The organism is Enterobacter sp. T2 (genome assembly GCF_010692925.1).
Classification (GTDB): domain Bacteria; phylum Pseudomonadota; class Gammaproteobacteria; order Enterobacterales; family Enterobacteriaceae; genus Enterobacter; species Enterobacter kobei.
In genome coordinates, this window is the sequence record NZ_CP048736.1 from 1084572 (window position 1) to 1103458 (window position 18887).

General features: G+C 55.9%; 15 protein-coding genes and 1 other annotated feature. Of the genes, 11 read left to right on the forward strand and 4 right to left on the reverse strand.

From position 1 onward, the window contains the following. Window positions 1-94: 94 nt before the first annotated feature. Together acrB and acrA are read right to left on the reverse strand one after the other, a co-directional pair. A complete protein-coding gene (gene acrB / locus G0034_RS05115; protein ID WP_014882803.1) occupies window positions 95-3241 on the reverse strand; it encodes a multidrug efflux RND transporter permease subunit AcrB in 3147 nt (1048 codons plus the stop codon). A 22-nt stretch (window positions 3242-3263) separates the two neighbouring features. After that, window positions 3264-4457, reverse strand: a complete 1194-nt coding sequence (gene acrA / locus G0034_RS05120) for a multidrug efflux RND transporter periplasmic adaptor subunit AcrA (RefSeq protein WP_014882804.1) — start codon at window positions 4455-4457, stop codon at window positions 3264-3266. 141 nt (window positions 4458-4598) lie between these two features. Between acrA and acrR the strand changes: the two genes are divergently transcribed. Together acrR and mscK are read left to right on the forward strand one after the other, a co-directional pair. Continuing rightward, window positions 4599-5252, forward strand: coding sequence for a multidrug efflux transporter transcriptional repressor AcrR (gene acrR / locus G0034_RS05125; protein ID WP_014882805.1), 654 nt, complete (start codon window positions 4599-4601; stop codon window positions 5250-5252). Window positions 5253-5364: 112 nt separating this feature from the next. Beyond that, window positions 5365-8712, forward strand: a complete 3348-nt coding sequence (gene mscK / locus G0034_RS05130) for a mechanosensitive channel MscK (RefSeq protein WP_032637303.1) — start codon at window positions 5365-5367, stop codon at window positions 8710-8712. A 1-nt stretch (window position 8713) separates the two neighbouring features. Here mscK and rsmS read toward each other — a convergent pair whose 3' ends face one another. Next, window positions 8714-8899: a pleiotropic regulatory protein RsmS gene (rsmS, locus tag G0034_RS05135; RefSeq protein ID WP_023336826.1), complete on the reverse strand. Its 186-nt coding sequence runs from the start codon at window positions 8897-8899 to the stop codon at window positions 8714-8716. Between the two features lie 14 nt (window positions 8900-8913). Next, on the reverse strand, window positions 8914-9441 hold the full coding sequence (gene priC / locus G0034_RS05140) for a primosomal replication protein N'' (RefSeq protein ID WP_179120574.1): 528 nt from the start codon (window positions 9439-9441) through the stop codon (window positions 8914-8916). Between the two features lie 50 nt (window positions 9442-9491). Between priC and G0034_RS05145 the strand changes: the two genes are divergently transcribed. The 9 genes from G0034_RS05145 to G0034_RS05185 all read left to right on the forward strand — a co-directional run bounded on the left by G0034_RS05145 (window position 9492) and on the right by G0034_RS05185 (window position 18858). Continuing rightward, window positions 9492-9869, forward strand: coding sequence for a DUF454 family protein (locus tag G0034_RS05145; protein ID WP_023332251.1), 378 nt, complete (start codon window positions 9492-9494; stop codon window positions 9867-9869). 152 nt (window positions 9870-10021) lie between these two features. After that, on the forward strand, window positions 10022-10573 hold the full coding sequence (gene apt, locus G0034_RS05150) for an adenine phosphoribosyltransferase (protein WP_000127359.1): 552 nt from the start codon (window positions 10022-10024) through the stop codon (window positions 10571-10573). Window positions 10574-10661: 88 nt separating this feature from the next. After that, window positions 10662-12587, forward strand: a complete 1926-nt coding sequence (gene dnaX / locus G0034_RS05155) for a DNA polymerase III subunit gamma/tau (protein WP_014882810.1) — start codon at window positions 10662-10664, stop codon at window positions 12585-12587. Then, window positions 11917-11981, forward strand: a sequence feature (DnaX frameshifting element). Its footprint overlaps the gene before it by 65 nt. Window positions 12588-12641: 54 nt before the next feature. Beyond that, window positions 12642-12974: a YbaB/EbfC family nucleoid-associated protein gene (locus G0034_RS05160; RefSeq protein ID WP_014882811.1), complete on the forward strand. Its 333-nt coding sequence runs from the start codon at window positions 12642-12644 to the stop codon at window positions 12972-12974. Then, a complete protein-coding gene (gene recR / locus G0034_RS05165) occupies window positions 12974-13579 on the forward strand; it encodes a recombination mediator RecR (protein ID WP_014882812.1) in 606 nt (201 codons plus the stop codon). The genes G0034_RS05160 and recR overlap by 1 nt, the downstream gene beginning before the upstream one ends. 110 nt (window positions 13580-13689) lie before the next feature. Then, window positions 13690-15564 (forward strand): molecular chaperone HtpG, encoded by a 1875-nt coding sequence (htpG, locus tag G0034_RS05170; protein ID WP_023332254.1) that lies wholly within the window; start codon window positions 13690-13692, stop codon window positions 15562-15564. Between the two features lie 195 nt (window positions 15565-15759). Continuing rightward, the gene (gene adk / locus G0034_RS05175) at window positions 15760-16404 is read left to right on the forward strand and encodes an adenylate kinase (RefSeq protein WP_006809841.1); all 645 of its coding nucleotides are present in this window, start codon (window positions 15760-15762) and stop codon (window positions 16402-16404) included. A gap of 124 nt (window positions 16405-16528) precedes the next feature. After that, window positions 16529-17491, forward strand: a complete 963-nt coding sequence (gene hemH, locus G0034_RS05180) for a ferrochelatase (RefSeq protein WP_014882814.1) — start codon at window positions 16529-16531, stop codon at window positions 17489-17491. Between the two features lie 62 nt (window positions 17492-17553). After that, window positions 17554-18858 carry an inosine/guanosine kinase gene (locus G0034_RS05185; RefSeq protein WP_023332255.1) on the forward strand — a complete coding sequence of 435 codons (1305 nt, stop codon included), beginning with the start codon at window positions 17554-17556 and terminating at the stop codon, window positions 18856-18858. Window positions 18859-18887: the final 29 nt, after the last annotated feature.

An 18887-nucleotide genomic window follows, 5' to 3' on the forward strand; every position in this document is an offset into this window, starting at 1 on the left:
GAAAATAAATAAAACCACAATAAGCGTATTTTATGATTTTTTCTTAAAATGAAAAAGGCCGCTAATGCGGCCTTTTTATGATGTGAAACCGGTATCAGTGCGGTTCTACCGAATGACTGTGCTCAACATCTTCATTTTTGCGGCTGAAGCGGCGGCGAACCACCACGAAGAACACCGGAACGAAGAAGATAGCCAGCACGGTCGCGGTGATCATACCGCCCATCACGCCAGTACCGACCGCGTTCTGCGCACCGGAGCCCGCGCCAGAGCTGATAACCAGCGGCAGTACGCCGAGGATAAACGCCAGTGACGTCATCAGAATAGGACGCAGACGCATACGTACCGCTTCAAGCGTCGCCTCGATAAGCCCTTTACCTTCTTTCTCCATCAGGTCTTTGGCGAATTCAACGATAAGTATCGCGTTCTTCGCCGACAAGCCAATGGTTGTCAGCAGGCCTACCTGGAAGTACACGTCGTTGGTCAATCCACGGAACGTCGCCGCCAGCAGTGCACCGATAACCCCGAGTGGAACCACCAGCATAACGGAGAACGGAATCGACCAGCTCTCATACAGTGCCGCCAGACACAGGAATACCACAATCAAAGAAATGGCATACAGGGCAGGGGCCTGGTTACCGGACAGACGTTCCTGATAGGACATACCGGTCCAGTCATAGCCGATGCCCGAAGGCAATTTGCTCGCCAGCTCTTCCATCAGGTTCATGGCTTCACCGGTGCTTCGGCCTGGTGCGGCCTGACCCAGGATCTCCATTGATGGCAGACCGTTGTAACGTTCCAGACGTGGTGAACCATATTCCCAGCGTGACGTTGAGAACGCCGCGAACGGAACCATCTGACCATTGCTGCCGCGAACGTACCAGTTATTAATATCGTTCGGCAACATACGGTACTGCGCCTCTGACATCACGTACACTTTCTTCACACGACCACGGTCGATGAAGTCGTTCACGTAACTACCGCCCCAGGCCGCGCCCAGTGTGGTATTGATGTCGCTGATGGACACGCCCAGCGCCTGTGCTTTCTCCTGGTCGATATCGATCTTGTACTGCGGCGTATCTTCCAGACCGTTTGGACGCACGCCAACCAGTAGGTCAGGGTGTTTCGCCACCTCGCCGAACAGTTGGTTACGTGCCTGCGTCAGTTTTTCGTGACCCAGACCGCCCTGGTCGATCAGCTGGAAGTCGAAACCGGTCGCGGTACCCAGTTCAACAATCGCTGGCAGGTTAAAGGCGAAGACCATCGCATCCTTAATCTGCGAGAAGGTCCCCATTGCACGGCCAGTGATGGCCTCAACTTTGTTCTCTTCGCCCGGACGATCCGCCCAGTCTTTCAGAGAGACGAAGGCGATACCGGTGTTCTGACCACGACCCGCAAAGCCAAAGCCGTTAACCGCAAACACGGACTCAACGTTCGCTTTCTCTTTGGTGAGGTAGTAGTCCGTCACTTCATCCAGCACTTTCTGGGTACGCTCCTGCGATGCACCCGCCGGAAGCTGCGCCATCGTCAGGAACACGCCCTGGTCTTCATCAGGCAGGAACGAGCTTGGCAGACGAACGAACAGATAGGCCATGCCGACGACAATGATGATATAGAGCAGCAGATAACGACCGGTGCTACGCAGGATGTTGCCCACGCTGTCGGTGTAGTGGTGCGTGCTCTTGTCAAACATGCGGTTAAACCAGCCGAAGAACCCTTTATGCTCGCCATGACCGCCTTTCTGAATGGGCTTCAGCATGGTGGCACACAGCGCAGGCGTCAGGATCAATGCGACCAGCACCGACAGCGCCATCGCGGAAACGATGGTAATCGAGAACTGGCGGTAAATCGCACCGGTAGAGCCGCCGAAGAAGGCCATCGGGATAAATACCGCCGACAGTACCATCGCGATACCGACCAGCGCGCCCTGGATCTGGCCCATGGATTTACGGGTTGCTTCCTTCGGCGGTAAACCCTCTTCCGCCATGACACGCTCGACGTTCTCTACCACTACGATAGCGTCATCCACCAACAGGCCGATGGCAAGCACCATCCCGAACATCGTCAGGGTATTTATCGAGAATCCAAAGGCCGCAAGGATGGCAAAGGTCCCCAGCAGAACGACCGGCACGGCGATGGTTGGGATCAGCGTCGCGCGGAAGTTTTGCAGGAACAGATACATCACCAGGAAGACCAGGATAATCGCTTCTACCAGCGTTTTAACCACTTCATGAATCGAAATTTTTACGAACGGCGTCGTGTCGTACGGGTAGACGATTTTCAGACCTGACGGGAAGAACGGTTCCATCTTCTTCAGCTCTGCGCGGATCGCCGTGGCGGTGTCCAGGGCGTTAGCGCCGGTCGCCAGTTTAATACCCAGACCGGAAGCCGGTTTACCGTTAAACTTCGCAATGATGTCGTAGTTTTCGCCACCCAGCTCCACTTTCGCTACGTCGCGCAGGCGAACCTGCGAACCGTCCTGATTCACTTTCAGCAGGATTTTGCTGAACTCATCGGCGGAGGTCAGACGGGTTTGCGCGATAATGGACGCGTTAAGCTGCTGGCCTTTCACAGGTGGTGTACCGCCTAACTGACCGGCTGCCACCTGGGCGTTCTGCGCTTTAATCGCGTTAATCACGTCAACCGGCGTCAGCTGGAAGTTGTTCAGTTTGTTCGGATCCATCCAGATACGCATCGCGTACTGAGAACCGAACAGCTGAACGTCACCCACACCGGAAGTACGGCTGATGGCATCCTTCATGTTGGCGCCCACGTAGTCGGAAATATCCTCCTGCGTCATGGTGCCGTTGGTGTTGATAACGCCAACAACCATCAGGAAGCTACTGGACGATTTCTCGACGCTCACGCCCTGCTGTTGTACTTCCTGCGGCAGCAGCGGCATTGCCAGCTGCAGTTTGTTCTGCACCTGAACCTGTGCGATGTCAGCATCGGTACCTGACTCGAAGGTCAGGGTGATCTGTACTGTACCGGTTGAGTCACTGTTTGAGGACATGTACATCAGGTTATCGATACCGTTCATGTTCTGTTCGATAACCTGGGTGACGGTGTCCTGCACCGTTTTCGCATCAGCGCCCGGGTAGGTTGCGGAAATTGTCACCGCCGGTGGCGCAATCGTTGGATATTGCGCGACAGGCAGCTTCAGGATCGCAAGTCCCCCGGCCAACATGATGATAATGGCGATCACCCACGCAAATATGGGGCGATCGATAAAGAAATTAGGCATGTCTTAACGGCTCCTGTTTAAGTTAAGACTTGGTTTGTTCTGACTGGTCAGCGGCCGAAGCAGATTGTTTATCGTCAGATTTCACTTCCTGTGCTTTGACCTGCGCACCAGGACGAACTTTTTGCAAACCAGTAACAATCACGCGATCGCCATCTTTCAGACCTTCCGTCACCAGCCATTTATCGCCAATCGCCTGAGTGGCGGTAATGTTGCGCATTTCGACTTTGTCATCCGCCCCGACAACCAGCGCGCTCGCATCGCCACGTGGCGTACGGGTCACACCCTGCTGTGGAACCAGAAGTGCGGTTGGATTGGTGCCTTCTTCCAGACGCGCGCGAACGAACATACCTGGCAGCAGATTTTTGTCAGGGTTCGGGAAAATCGCCCGTAAGGTGATGGAACCGGTAGTCTGGTCGACCGTCACATCGGAGAACTCCAGAGTCCCTTCCTGCGGGAACTTGATACCGTCGTTGGTCACTAGCTCCACTTTGGCTTTGCCGTTTTCCTGTTTCAGGGTGCCGTTAGCCAGTTCCTGTTTCAGGCGCAGGAAATCATTGCTGGACTGGGTTACGTCAACGTAGATCGGATCAAGCTGCTGCACGGTAGCCAGCGCAGTGGTTTGTCCGTTCTGTACCAGCGCCCCTTCCGTGACGGAAGATTTACCAATACGACCGCTGATAGGGGAGGTCACTTTGGTATAGGCCAGATTAATACGTGCGGTTTCGACGGCCGCTTTGGCGGCCACCACGGCGGCGTTAGCCTGCTGGGCATCGGCCAGAGCGGTATCATAATCCTGTTGACTGATGTACTTCGTACCGAGCAGTTTTTGATAACGGTTCAGCGTCAGCTGGGCGATTTTGGCGGCGGCTTGCGCTTTTGCCAGGTCGCCTTTGGCGCTTTCATAAGAGGCCTGATAGGTCGCGGGATCAATCTGATACAGAGACTCACCGGCTTTCACATCACCGCCTTCGGTAAAGTTACGTTTCAGGATAATGCCACTCACCTGAGGGCGAACTTCCGCAATGCGATAGGCATTGGTACGGCCAGGTAATTCGGTGGTGATCTGCAGAGGTTCAGATTTGAGTGTCACTACGCCGACTTCTGGCGCCTGCTGAGCTCCTTGTTGAGCTGGTTTGTCGTCACATCCTGTTAGCGCTAAGCTGCCTGAGAGCATCAGAACGACCGCCAGAGGCGTTAACCCTCTGTTTTTGTTCATATGTAAACCTCGAGTGTCCGATTTCAAATTGATCAATGGTCCTGAGTCCAAAAACCCATTGCTGCGTTTATATTATCGTCATGCTATGGTACATACATTCACAAATGTATGTAAATCTGACTCCTGTAAATTCACTCACCTATGGCACGAAAAACTAAACAACAAGCGCTGGAAACCCGACAACATATCCTTGATGTGGCAATACGTTTGTTCTCTCAGCAGGGTGTTTCATCAACCTCGTTGGCACAAATTGCTCAGGCTGCTGGCGTGACTCGGGGTGCGATTTACTGGCATTTTAAAGATAAGTCAGATCTGTTCAGTGAAATCTGGGAGCTTTCAGAGTCCAGCATTAGCGATCTTGAGAGTGAGTATCGGGCAAAATTCCCTGACGATCCACTCTCAGTATTAAGAGAGATATTAGTATATATCCTTGAAGCTACGGTAGTTGAAGAACGTCGCAGATTAATGATGGAAATAATTTTTCATAAATGCGAGTTCGTGGGCGAGATGGCGGTGGTGCAGCAGGCGCAGCGTAGTTTGTGCCTGGAGAGTTATGACCGCATTGAACAAACGCTCACCCAGTGTATGCAGGCGAAGCTGTTACCGGCTAATTTACTGACTCGTCGGGCGGCTATCCTGATGCGCAGCTATATTTCGGGCCTGATGGAAAACTGGCTTTTTGCGCCGGACTCCTTTGACCTCAAGCAGGAAGCACGCAGCTACGTCGCGATTTTACTGGAAATGTGTCAGTTCTGCCCGACGCTGCGCAGCGATGCCCCTTCGTTACCCGCCTGAGCCATTCCAGGATTTATCTTAGAGGATAACGTTCACGCTATTCTGCTTCAGACGAGCGTGATATTCTTCACGCCGGACTATTATCGGTCATCTGCTGACATCATTCACAACTATGCTGCCCATCAATCGCTCGCAACATCCTGTTTTTGCATTGCTCTTTGCTATGCTGTTTTTCTTCTCCACCGGACCGCTTTCGTGGGCCCGCGCAGATAACAGTACGGATATCCCCTCACGCAGTGATGTTCAGTCGCAACTCGACACCCTGAACAAACAAAAAGAGCTCTCTCCGCAGGAGAAACTCACCCAGCAGGATCTGACAGAGACGCTGGAAAACATTGATAAAATTGAGCGCGTTAAAGCAGAAACCACCCAGCTTCGTCAGAAGGTGGCGCAGGCGCCTGAGAACATGCGCAAGGCCACGGAAGCGCTGAATGCGCTGAGTGACGTCGATAACGACGACGAAACGCGTAAGACGCTCGCCACGCTTTCTTTACGTCAGCTGGAGTCGCGCGTTGCCCAACTGCTCGACGATCTGCAAACCGCGCAGTCCGACCTCGCGACCTACAACAGTCAGCTCGTCTCTCTGCAAACCCAGCCCGAGCGCGTGCAAAATGCGATGTATACCGCGTCTCAGCAGCTGCAGCAGATCCGCAACCGCCTGAACGGTACGACGGTGGGGGAAGGGACGCTTCGCCCAACGCAGCAAACTCTGCTGCTGGTTCAGCAGTCATTACTCAATGCGCAAATTGAACAGCAGCGTAAAAGCCTGGAGGGGAATACGGTGCTGCAGGACACGCTCCAGAAACAGCGTGATTACGTCACGGCGAATATTAATCGTCTGGAACACCAGCTTCAGCTGCTGCAGGAAGCGGTAAACAGTAAGCGTCTGACCCTGACGGAAAAAACGGCCCAGGAGGCGGTATCGCCGGACGAAACAGCCCGTATCCAGGCCAACCCGCTGGTGAAACAGGAGCTTGAGGCTAACCATCAGCTGAGTCAGCGTCTGATTCTGGCGACGGAAAACGGCAACTCGCTGGTTCAGCAAAACATTAAAGTGAAAAACTGGCTGGATCGGGCGCTGCAGGCGGAACGCAACATCAAAGAACAGATCGCGGTCCTAAAAGGTAGCCTCCTGCTGTCGCGTATTCTCTACCAGCAGCAGCAGACGCTGCCGTCCGCCGACGAGCTGGAAGACATGACTAACCGCATTGCGGATTTGCGTCTGGAACAATTTGACGTGAATCAGCAGCGTGATGCCCTTTTCCAGAGCGATAACTTCGTCGCCAAAATTGAAGAGGGTCATTCCAGCGACGTGAACCCGGAAGTGCATGACGCGCTGCTCCAGGTCGTCGATATGCGCCGTGAGCTATTGGATCAGCTCAACAAACAGCTGGGCAACCAGCTGATGATGGCCATCAACCTGCAGATCAACCAGCAGCAGCTGGTCAGCGTTTCCAAAAGCCTGCAGGAGATTTTGACGCAGCAAATTTTCTGGGTGAACAGCAACAAGCCGATGGACTGGGACTGGGTGAAGTCCTTCCCTGAACAGCTGAAAACGCAGATCAAGAGCATGAAAATCACCGTGAACTGGGAGAAAGCCTGGCCTGCGGTAATGATTGCTTTCCTGGCGGGATTACCCCTGCTGCTGATTGCCGGTCTGATTCGCTGGCGTTTGAAATGGCTTAAACAGTACCAGGCGAAGCTGGCCTCGGAAGTGGGGCAACTGCGCAACGACAGCCAGCTCCATACGCCAAAAGCGATTCTGATCGACCTTATTCGCGCCCTGCCGGTGTGCCTGATTATTCTGGCGGTAGGCCTGATTCTGCTCACCATGCAGCTTAACGTCAGCGATCTGCTGTGGGCATTCAGCAAAAAACTGGCGCTGTTCTGGCTGGTGTTTGGCCTGTGCTGGAAGGTCCTGGAAAAAGACGGCGTTGCGGTCCGTCATTTCAACATGCCTGCCCAACTGACCAGCCACTGGCGTCGACAGATTGTACGTGTCAGCCTGGCGCTTCTGCCGCTTCACTTCTGGTCAGTTGTTTCTGAACTGTCTCCGCTGCATCTGATGGATGATGTGCTGGGTCAGTTGGTCATTATGCTGAACCTGCTGCTGATTGCCATCCTCATGTGGCCGATGTGCCGCGATAGCTGGCGTGATAAAGAGTCCCACAATATTCGTCTGGCCACCGTGACAGTACTGGCGATCATTCCGCTGGCGCTGATGGTGCTCACGGCGACGGGCTACTTCTATACTACGCTGCGTCTGTCCGGGCGCTGGATCGAAACGGTCTATCTGGTGATCGTCTGGAATCTGCTCTATCAAACCGTACTGCGCGGGTTAAGCGTCGCGGCTCGCCGTATTGCTTACCGTCGTGCCATCGCGCGTCGTCAGCATCAGGTGAAAGAGGGCGCCGAAGGTGCGGAGCCACAGGAAGAACCGACCATCGCGCTGGAGCAGGTCAACCAGCAGACGCTGCGTATCACTATGCTGGTGATGATCGCGCTGTTTGCGGTGATGTTCTGGGCTATCTGGTCTGATTTAATTACCGTTTTCGCCTACCTCGACAGCATCACCCTCTGGCAGTACAACGGCACCGAAGCTGGCGCTGCGGTGATGAAAAGCGTCACCATGGGCAGCCTGCTGTTTGCGCTGGTGTCGTCGGTGGTAGCCTGGGCGCTGATTCGCAACCTGCCGGGTCTGCTGGAAGTGCTGGTCCTCTCGCGGCTGAACCTGCGTCAGGGGGCGTCGTACGCTATCACTACGATCCTGAACTACGTCATTATTATTGTCGGGGCGATGACGGTATTCGGCTCGCTGGGCGTCTCGTGGGATAAACTCCAGTGGCTGGCGGCCGCCCTCTCGGTAGGTCTGGGTTTTGGCCTGCAGGAGATCTTCGGTAACTTTGTCTCCGGTCTGATCATCCTGTTCGAACGTCCGGTGCGAATTGGCGATACCGTCACCATCGGGACGTTCTCCGGTACGGTCAGCAAGATCCGCATTCGTGCCACCACGATTACCGATTTCGATCGCAAAGAGGTGATCATCCCGAACAAGGCGTTCGTGACCGAGCGTCTGATCAACTGGTCGCTCTCTGATACGGTGACGCGCGTGGTGATCCGCCTGGGCGTAGCCTATGGATCGGATCTGGAGAAGGTGAAAGAGGTGCTGCTGAAGGCAGCCTCAGAACATCCGAAAGTGATGCACGATCCGGCTCCGGCGGTGTTCTTCACCACCTTCGGGCCAAGCACGCTGGATCATGAACTGCGTTTATACGTGCGTGAACTGCGTGACCGTAGCTACACGGTAGATGAGCTTAACCGGTCTATCGATCGCCTGTGCCGTGAAAACGATATTAATATCGCCTTCAACCAGCTTGAAGTTCACCTGCGTAACGAAAAAGGTGATGAGCATACGGAAGTGAAGCGCGACATTAAAGGTGACGATCCCACTCCGGCTTAATCTATTTTCCCTCTCCCTGTGGGAGAGGGTTAGGGTGAGGGCTACTGGCCTTCACCTTTCCTTCGAAATCCCGCTGCACAATCTCCAGCGCTTTCAGCACCGTTTCGGCGGGAATATCATGATTCTCCAGCAGCATAATTAAATCGACGGCCAGCTTGACCTCATCGGGTGCATTTTCCAGTGACATGGGTGTGGCTCCTGTTAGCGGGTCAAACGTTCAATGACGCGTTCAATCTCATCCAGCGCCTGACGGCAGCGCACAATGCGGCCTTCCAGGGCGCTAATCTCGCGCATCAATAATTGTTGTTCTTCCAGCGTTTCGCTGTTATTCAGCCGCACTTCGCGCTCACGTTTCATCTCAAACAGTCGGCGTTCAAACTCCTGATTCTCCAGCCGCTTGCGCTGCCATTTGCCGAGTCCGGGCGAGCCGCTGTCCCAGGCGCGTAGCGGCCAGGCGGCAATTTCGCGATGCAGGGCGGTGATTTGCTCAGTGAGATGCTCTGCAAGCCACGCCATCTGTTCCTGCTGTTCACTTTCAACCGCATGGCAAAGCTCGTCAAGGCGGGTCTGCGCCTCAGCCAGGTAATCCTGAATGACCGTACTGCGGGTACGAAAAAGCTGCCGATCAAAGCGCGGCTTCAGCGTGGCGTGCCCCAGCAGAGGGGTGGCCTCTGCTCGCAGGGTGGTCAACTGTTTTTGCAGCGTCTCCAGAAGCAAGGCTGTTTTCAAAACGCTCTCCAGTGGTAAAGTAGCCGTTCAGTTTGATAACGATTCGCATTATGCAGCGTACTATTTTAATCATCATTGGCTGGCTCGCGGTAGTGCTGGGTACACTGGGTGTGGTTTTACCCTTACTGCCCACCACGCCGTTTATCCTGCTGGCAGCCTGGTGCTTCGCCCGCTCGTCGCCGCGTTTTCACCACTGGCTGCTTTATCGCTCATGGTTTGGTGGCTACCTGCGCCACTGGCAAAAACACCGTGCCATGCCGCCCGGCGCGAAGCCGCGCGCGATCGCGGTGATCCTCATTACCTTTGCTATTTCATTATGGCTGGTGAAAATGATGTGGGTGCGGATCCTGCTGCTGATCATTCTGACCTGCCTGCTTATCTTCATGTGGCGGATCCCCGTGGTTGATGAAAAGCAACAAAAGCACTGAAGCCTCATAATGGCTGTTGCAATTATTGCGTACAGCCAGTAAATTCGACCGTTTTCGAGCACAGGCGCGCCTGGTTAAAGGTTAAACGATTGTTACCTTTACCCACTCCGTTGCGCGTCGTGAGTAACACTGTTTCATTTAGGCACAAACCGATGACCGCAACTGCACAGCAGCTTGAATATCTGAAAAACAGCATCAAAAGCATCCAGGACTATCCAAAACCTGGCATTCTTTTCCGTGATGTCACCAGCTTGCTGGAAGACCCGAAAGCGTACGCGCTCAGCATTGAACTGCTGGTCGAGCGTTATAAAAACGCCGGGATCACCAAAGTAGTAGGTACCGAAGCCCGTGGCTTCCTGTTTGGCGCACCGGTTGCGCTGGCAATGGGCGTGGGTTTTGTGCCGGTGCGTAAACCGCGCAAACTGCCGCGTGAAACCATCGCAGAGAGCTACGAGCTGGAGTACGGCACCGATCAGCTGGAAATCCACGTTGATGCGATCAAGCCTGGCGACAAAGTGCTGGTGGTGGACGATCTGCTGGCGACCGGCGGCACCATCGAAGCGACCGTGAAGCTGATCCGTCGTCTGGGTGGTGAAGTGACCGACGCGGCGTTTATCATTAACCTGTTCGATCTCGGCGGCGAACAGCGCCTGGAAAAACAGGGCATTACCAGCTACAGCCTGGTGCCATTCCCGGGTCATTAATCCCGGTTTTCACAACCTCGCTCAATGGGTGAGGTTGTGATAGCATTCCCCTCCATAAATTCACCTTCCAGCGTTGCAGAGCCTGCCCATGAGTTATCAGGTGTTAGCCCGTAAATGGCGACCACAAACCTTTGCTGACGTTGTCGGTCAGGAGCATGTGCTGACGGCCCTGGCGAACGGCTTGTCGCTAGGTCGCATCCATCACGCCTATCTTTTCTCCGGCACCCGCGGCGTCGGTAAGACCTCAATTGCCCGTTTGCTGGCGAAAGGTCTCAACTGCGAAACCGGGATCACTGCCACGCCGTGCGGCGTGTGTGATAACTGCCGGGAGATCGAGCAGGGGCGTTTTGTCGATCTGATCGAGATCGACGCCGCCTCGCGCACGAAAGTGGAAGATACCCGCGATCTGCTGGACAACGTGCAGTACGCCCCGGCGCGCGGTCGCTTCAAGGTCTACCTGATCGATGAAGTGCACATGCTGTCGCGCCACAGCTTTAACGCCCTGCTGAAAACGCTGGAAGAGCCGCCTGCGCACGTGAAATTCCTGCTGGCGACGACCGATCCGCAAAAGCTGCCGGTCACCATTCTGTCCCGCTGCCTGCAGTTCCACCTGAAGGCCCTGGACGTAGAACAGATCCGCGCCCAGCTCGAACACATTCTCGACGAAGAGAAGATCGTCCACGAGCCGCGCGCCCTGCAACTGCTGGCGCGTGCAGCGGACGGCAGCCTGCGTGATGCGTTAAGCCTGACCGACCAGGCGATTGCCAGCGGTGACGGTAAGCTCTCTACCGAAGCAGTCAGTACCATGCTCGGTACGCTGGATGACGATCAGGCGCTTTCACTCATCGAAGCGATGATTGCCGCCAACGGTGAGCGCGTCATGACGCTGGTCAATGCTGCTGCTGGCCGGGGGATTGAATGGGAAGCGCTGCTGGTTGAGATGCTCAGCCTGCTGCACCGCGTGGCGATGCTGCAGCTTTCTCCGTCGGCAATTGGCGCAGATATGGCCGCCATTGAACAGCGGATGCGTGAACTTGCCCGCACCGTGCCGCCTGCCGATGTACAGCTTTATTACCAAACCCTGCTGATTGGCCGTAAAGAGCTGCCGTACGCGCCGGATCCCCGGATGGGCGTAGAAATGACGCTGCTGCGCGCGCTGGCGTTCCACCCGCGCATGCCGCTGCCGGAGCCGGAAGCGCCGCGGCAGTCTTTTGCCCCGGTCGCCCCAACGGCGGTGATGTCACCTCAGCAGGTGCCACCGCAGCCGACACCGCCGCCGCAAAACGTGCCGCTGTCGGATGCCACCAGTTCGGTGCTTGCCGCTCGCAGTCAGCTGCAGCGTGCGCAGGGAGTAACCAAACCAAAAAAGAGTGAACCGGCAGCGCCAGGAAGAGCGCGGCCGGTGAACAACGCCGCGCTTGAACGACTGGCCTCGGTAACGGAGCGCGTACAGTCGCGTCCGGCACCGTCCGCGCTCGAACAGAAAGCCCCGGCGAAAGAAGAGGCATACCGCTGGAAGGCGACCACCGTTGTCGAAACGGTAAAGGAAGAGGTCGCTACGCCGAAAGCGCTGAAAAAGGCGCTGGAGCATGAGAAAACGCCGGAGCTTTCCGCGAAGCTCGCAGAAGAATCTATTGCCCGCGATGCCTGGGCCGCTGAGGTCAGCAAACTCCAGCTGCCGAAGCTGGTCGAGCAGGTTGCGCTGAACGCCTGGAAAGAGCAGGACGGTAATCAGGTGCGTTTACACCTGCGTCCTGGTCAGCGACACCTGAATTCGCCAGGCGCGCAGAAGGCGCTGGCCGAGGCGCTCGCCACATTACAGGGTGCGCCGGTTGAATTGACTATCATTGAAGATGATAATCCGGCAGTGAAAACGCCGCTTGAGTGGCGCCAGGCCATTTATGAAGAGAAACTCGCGCAGGCGCGCGAGGCGATTATTGCGGATAACAACATTCAGACCCTGCGCCGGTTCTTCGACGCCGATCTGGATGAAGAGAGTATTCGCCCCATTTGATCGTGAGTCTGACTTACGGTTGTAATCCTTAAACGTGAAAGAAGAGAGAAGCCTATGTTTGGTGGAAAAGGCGGTCTGGGTGGCCTGATGAAGCAGGCTCAGCAGATGCAGGAAAAAATGCAGAAGATGCAGGAAGAGATCGCTCAGATGGAAGTCACGGGTGAATCCGGTGCCGGTCTGGTCAAGGTGACCATCAACGGTGCGCATAACTGCCGTCGCGTTGAAATCGACCCAAGCCTGCTCGAAGACGACAAAGAGATGCTGGAAGATCTGGTTGCTGCCGCGTTTAACGATGCTGCGCGCCGTATCGACGAAACCCAGAAAGAGAAAATGGCCTCTGTTTCCAGCGGTATGCAGCTGCCGCCGGGCTTTAAGATGCCATTCTGATGCAAACCAGTCCGCTGCTCACGCAGTTAATGGAAGCTCTGCGCTGCCTGCCGGGCGTTGGCCCGAAGTCGGCGCAGCGCATGGCGTTCACGCTTTTGCAGCGCGATCGCAGCGGCGGGATGCGCCTGGCGCAGGCTCTGACCCGCGCGATGTCAGAAATTGGTCACTGTGCGGATTGCCGCACCTTTACCGAGCAGGATGTGTGTAACATCTGCTCGAATCCGCGTCGTCAGGAGAACGGTCAGATTTGCGTGGTGGAGAGTCCGGCGGACATCTATGCCATCGAACAAACCGGGCAGTTTTCCGGCCGCTATTTCGTGTTGATGGGGCATCTCTCCCCGCTGGACGGTATCGGCCCGGACGATATCGGTCTTGACCGCCTTGAACAGCGTCTTGAGTCCGAAACGATTAAAGAGGTGATCCTCGCCACCAACCCAACGGTGGAAGGGGAAGCAACCGCCAACTACATCGCCGAGCTGTGCTCACAGTACGGCGTTGACGCCAGCCGCATCGCCCACGGCGTGCCGGTGGGTGGTGAGCTGGAGATGGTGGACGGCACCACGCTGTCGCACTCTCTGGCCGGGCGTCACAAGATTATTTTCTGACCAAACGGAGGCTGCGTTCGCGGCCTCCGCTTGAAATTTCTCTCCCTTATCCCCATCTCTCACTCAACGTTTTACAACCCCATTAAATGGCATTGTTGAGGTCGACTTAGATGAAAGGACAAGAAACCCGTGGTTTCCAGTCAGAAGTAAAACAGCTTCTGCACCTGATGATCCATTCCCTGTATTCCAACAAAGAAATCTTCCTGCGTGAGCTGATTTCCAACGCCTCCGATGCGGCGGACAAGCTGCGCTTCCGCGCGCTGTCTAACCCGGATCTGTACGAAGGCGACGGCGAGCTGCGCGTGCGCGTCTCTTTCAATAAAGAGAACCGTACCCTGACCATCGCTGATAACGGCATTGGGATGAACCGCGACGAGGTGATCGACCACCTCGGCACCATCGCCAAATCCGGCACTAAAGCGTTCCTTGAGTCAATGGGCTCTGACCAGGCGAAAGACAGCCAGCTGATCGGTCAGTTCGGCGTGGGCTTCTACTCAGCGTTCATCGTGGCGGACAAAGTCACCGTGCGTACCCGTGCGGCGGGCGACAGCGCGGAGAACGGCGTGCTCTGGGAATCCAAAGGCGAAGGTGAGTACACCGTTGACGACATCACCAAAGCAGACCGCGGGACTGAAATCACCCTGCACCTGCGTGAAGGGGAAGATGATTTCCTGAACGACTGGCGCGTACGCTCCATCATCAGCAAATATTCCGATCACATCGCTCTGCCGGTTGAGATTGAAAAACAGGAAGAGAAAGACGGCGAAACCGTGGTTTCCTGGGAGAAAATCAACAAGGCGCAGGCGCTGTGGACGCGCAACAAGTCTGAAATTAAAGACGACGAATATAACGAGTTCTACAAGCACATCGCCCACGACTTTACCGACCCGCTGACCTGGAGCCACAACCGCGTGGAAGGGAAGCAGGAGTACACCAGCCTGCTGTACATCCCGGCGCAGGCCCCATGGGATATGTGGAACCGCGATCACAAGCACGGCCTGAAGCTGTACGTGCAGCGCGTCTTCATCATGGACGACGCCGAGCAGTTCATGCCGAACTACCTGCGCTTCGTGCGCGGTCTGATCGATTCCAACGATCTGCCGCTCAACGTCTCCCGCGAGATCCTGCAGGACAGCACCGTCACCCGTAACTTGCGCAACGCCCTGACCAAACGTGCGCTACAGATGCTGGAAAAACTGGCGAAAGACGATGCGGAAAAATACCAGACCTTCTGGAAACAGTTTGGCCTGGTGCTGAAGGAAGGCCCGGCAGAAGACACCGCAAACGTTGAAACCATTGCTAAGCTGCTGCGCTTCGCCTCCACGCACACCGACTCCTCCGCGCAGACCGTGTCGCTGGAAGAGTATGTCTCCCGCATGAAAGAAGGGCAGGAGAAGATCTACTACATCACCGCCGACAGCTACGCGGCGGCGAAGAGCAGCCCGCACCTGGAGCTGTTGCGCAAGAAAGGCATCGAAGTGCTGCTGCTGTCTGACCGCATCGACGAGTGGATGATGAACTACCTGACCGAGTTCGACGGTAAAGCGTTCCAGTCGGTTGCAAAAGCCGATGAGTCCATCGACAAGCTGGCGGATGAGGTAGATGAAAGCGCGAAAGAAGCCGAGAAGGCGCTGGAGCCGTTCGTTGAGCGCGTGAAAACCCTGCTGGGTGACCGTGTGAAAGAGGTACGTTTCACTCACCGTCTGACCGATACCCCGGCCATTGTCACGACCGATGCCGACGAAATGAGCACTCAGATGGCGAAGCTGTTCGCTGCGGCGGGCCAGGCGGTGCCGGAAGTGAAATATATCTTTGAGCTTAATCCGGATCATCCGCTGGTGAAACGCGCGGCGGATACCCAGGACGAAGCACGCTTTGCCGAGTGGGTTGAGCTGCTGCTGGATCAGTCCCTGCTGGCCGAGCGCGGCACGCTGGAAGACCCTAACCTGTTCATTAAACGTGTGAATGCGCTGCTTCTGGCGTAACTGACCACGCCTCCCCTGGTCTTCTCCCTCTCCCCGTGGGAGAGGGCCGGGGTGAGGGCTCCAGACCGCACTCACCCAAATTATCTCCCCCCGTTAACCGTTTCAGCCTTCCCGCCTTCCTTGAGCGATGTCCGTTCTGGTGGTATTGTTTAGCGCTTTTGAAAAATTGAAACGACATTTGAGGGGATTTTCGCAATGCGTATTATTCTGCTTGGCGCTCCGGGCGCGGGTAAAGGAACTCAGGCTCAGTTCATCATGGAGAAATACGGTATTCCGCAAATCTCCACCGGTGACATGCTGCGCGCCGCTGTAAAATCTGGCTCCGAGCTGGGTAAACAAGCGAAAGACATCATGGACGCAGGCAAGCTGGTAACCGACGAGCTGGTTATTGCGCTGGTCAAAGAGCGCATTGCTCAGGAAGATTGCCGTAACGGTTTCCTGCTGGACGGCTTCCCACGCACCATTCCTCAGGCTGACGCCATGAAAGAAGCGGGCATCAACGTGGACTACGTTCTCGAGTTCGACGTACCGGACGAGCTGATCGTTGACCGTATCGTTGGCCGTCGCGTACACGCTGCTTCTGGCCGCGTTTACCACATCAAATTCAACCCGCCTAAGGTTGAAGGTAAAGACGACGTGACCGGCGAAGAGCTGACCACCCGTAAAGACGATCAGGAAGAGACCGTGCGTAAACGCCTGGTGGAATACCATCAGATGACCGCGCCGCTGATCGGCTACTACACCAAAGAAGCGCAGGCGGGTAACACCAAATACGCCAAAGTCGACGGCACCAAAGCCGTGGCTGACGTACGTGCAGAGCTGGAAAAAATCCTCGGCTAATCGCGCGCCTCTCACCCGGGTCCCCGGGTGAGAAATATTCTCACCTTACCTATTACAGCAATGGGTTTCGTTTAAACGCATTTCCGCTACAATTGACAACCTATCAAATGGTTAAGAGGCGTGAATGAGTCAGGCGAAAACCGGCATCCTGCTTGCCAATCTGGGCACTCCAGAAGCACCTACATCAGACGCGGTAAAACGCTACCTGCGACAATTTTTAAGCGACACGCGCGTTGTGGATTTCCCGAGACTGCTGTGGTGGCCGCTGCTGCGTGGCGTGATTCTGCCGATTCGTTCTCCGCGCGTCGCCAAACTCTATCAGTCCGTCTGGATGGAGGAGGGCTCGCCGCTGATGGTTTACAGCCGTCGTCAGGAAAAAGCGCTGGCTGCCCGCTTGCCGGATATGCCCGTCGCGCTCGGCATGAGCTACGGAAAACCGTCCCTGGAAAGCGCAGTGGAATCACTGCTGGCGCAGGGTGTAGACCATATCGTGGTGCTGGCGCTCTACCCGCAATACTCCTGCTCGACGGTGGCCGCCGTCTGGGACGAGCTGGCGCGCATTCTGGCGACCCGTCGCCGCATTCCTGGCGTGACCTTTATTCGCGATTACGCCGATAACGATCTCTACATCAAGGCGCTTGCCAACAGCGCGCGCGCGTCGTTTGAAAAGCACGGCGAGCCGGATCTGCTGCTGCTCTCCTATCATGGGATCCCACAGCGTTTCGCCAACGAAGGGGATGATTATCCGCAGCGCTGCCGCGATACCACCCGTGAGCTGGTTTCCGCCCTCGGCCTGCCGCCGGAAAAAGTGATGATGACCTTCCAGTCGCGCTTCGGTCGCGAGCCGTGGCTGACACCGTACACCGATGAAACCCTCAAAATGCTTGGCGAGAAGGGGGTTAAGCACATTCAGGTGATGTCGCCAGGCTTCTCGGCGGACTGCCTGGAAACCCTGGAGGAGATCGCGGTGCAAAACCGGGAATTTTTCCTTGAGGCTGGCGGCGAAAAGTACGAGTACATTCCGGCGCTTAACGACTCGCCTGAACATATCGACATGATGGTCTCGCTGGTGACGAACAGCCGCTGATCGCACTCCAGGCCGGGTTTGTGCTACCATTCCCGGCCCATATTCTTCATACAGTTCAGACCATGAAATTTCCCGGTAAACGTAAATCCAAACACTACTTTCCCGTTGATGCGCGCGATCCGCTCCTGCAGCAAATCCAGCCTGAAAATGAAACCAGCGCCGCCTGGGTCGTTGGTATCGACCAGACGCTGGTGGACATTGAAGCGAAAGTGGATGATGAGTTTGTCGCCCGTTATGGTCTGAGCGCCGGTCACTCACTGGTGATCGAAGACGACGTTGCCGAAGCGCTGTACCAGGAGCTGGTGCGTGAAAATCTCATTACCCATCAGTTTGCCGGGGGGACCATCGGTAACACTATGCACAACTACTCCGTGTTGGCCGATGACCGCTCGGTACTGCTCGGCGTGATGTGCAGTAACATTGAAATCGGTGGTTATGCCTACCGCTATTTGTGCAACACCTCCAGCCGTACCGATCTGAACTATCTTCAGGGCGTTAACGGGCCCATTGGCCGCTGCTTCACGCTGATCGGCGAGTCCGGGGAGCGTACGTTTGCCATCAGCCCTGGCCATATGAATAAGCTGCGCGCCGAGAGTATTCCTGAAGAGGTGATTGCGGGTGCCTCAGCGCTGGTATTGACCTCCTATCTGGTACGCTGCAAGCCGGGCGAGCCGATGCCGGAAGCGACCATGAAAGCGATCGAGTACGCGAAAAAGTACGACGTGCCGGTGGTTCTCACGCTGGGCACCAAATTCGTGATTGCCGATAACCCCGAGTGGTGGCAGGCGTTCCTGAAAGAGCACGTCTCAATTCTGGCGATGAACGAAGAAGAGGCCGAAGCGCTCACCGGTGAAAGCGATCCGCTGCTGGCCTCTGACAAAGCGCTGGACTGGGTGGATCTGGTGCTTTGCACTGCCGGCCCCGTCGGGCTCTATATGGCGGGCTTTACGGAAGAAGAGAGCAAACGCAAAACCCAGCACCCGTTGCTCCCTGGCGCGATTGCCGAGTTCAACCAGTACGAGTTCAGCCGCGGTATGCGCCATAAAGATTGCCTCAACCCGCTGCGTATCTACTCCCACATTGCGCCTTATATGGGCGGACCGGAGAAGATCATGAACACCAACGGGGCGGGTGACGGCGCGCTGGCAGCACTGCTGCACGACATTACCGCCAATGCCTACCACAAAACCAACGTACCCAACTCCAGCAAACACAAGTTCAACTGGCTGACCTATTCGTCGCTGGCGCAGGTGTGTAAGTACGCGAACCGCGTGAGCTATCAGGTGCTGAACCAGCATTCACCGCGCTTAACGCGTGGCCTGCCGGAACGGGAAGACAGCCTCGAAGAGGCTTATTGGGAAAGGTAAAAGCAAAACGGCAACGCCCGTTGCCGTTT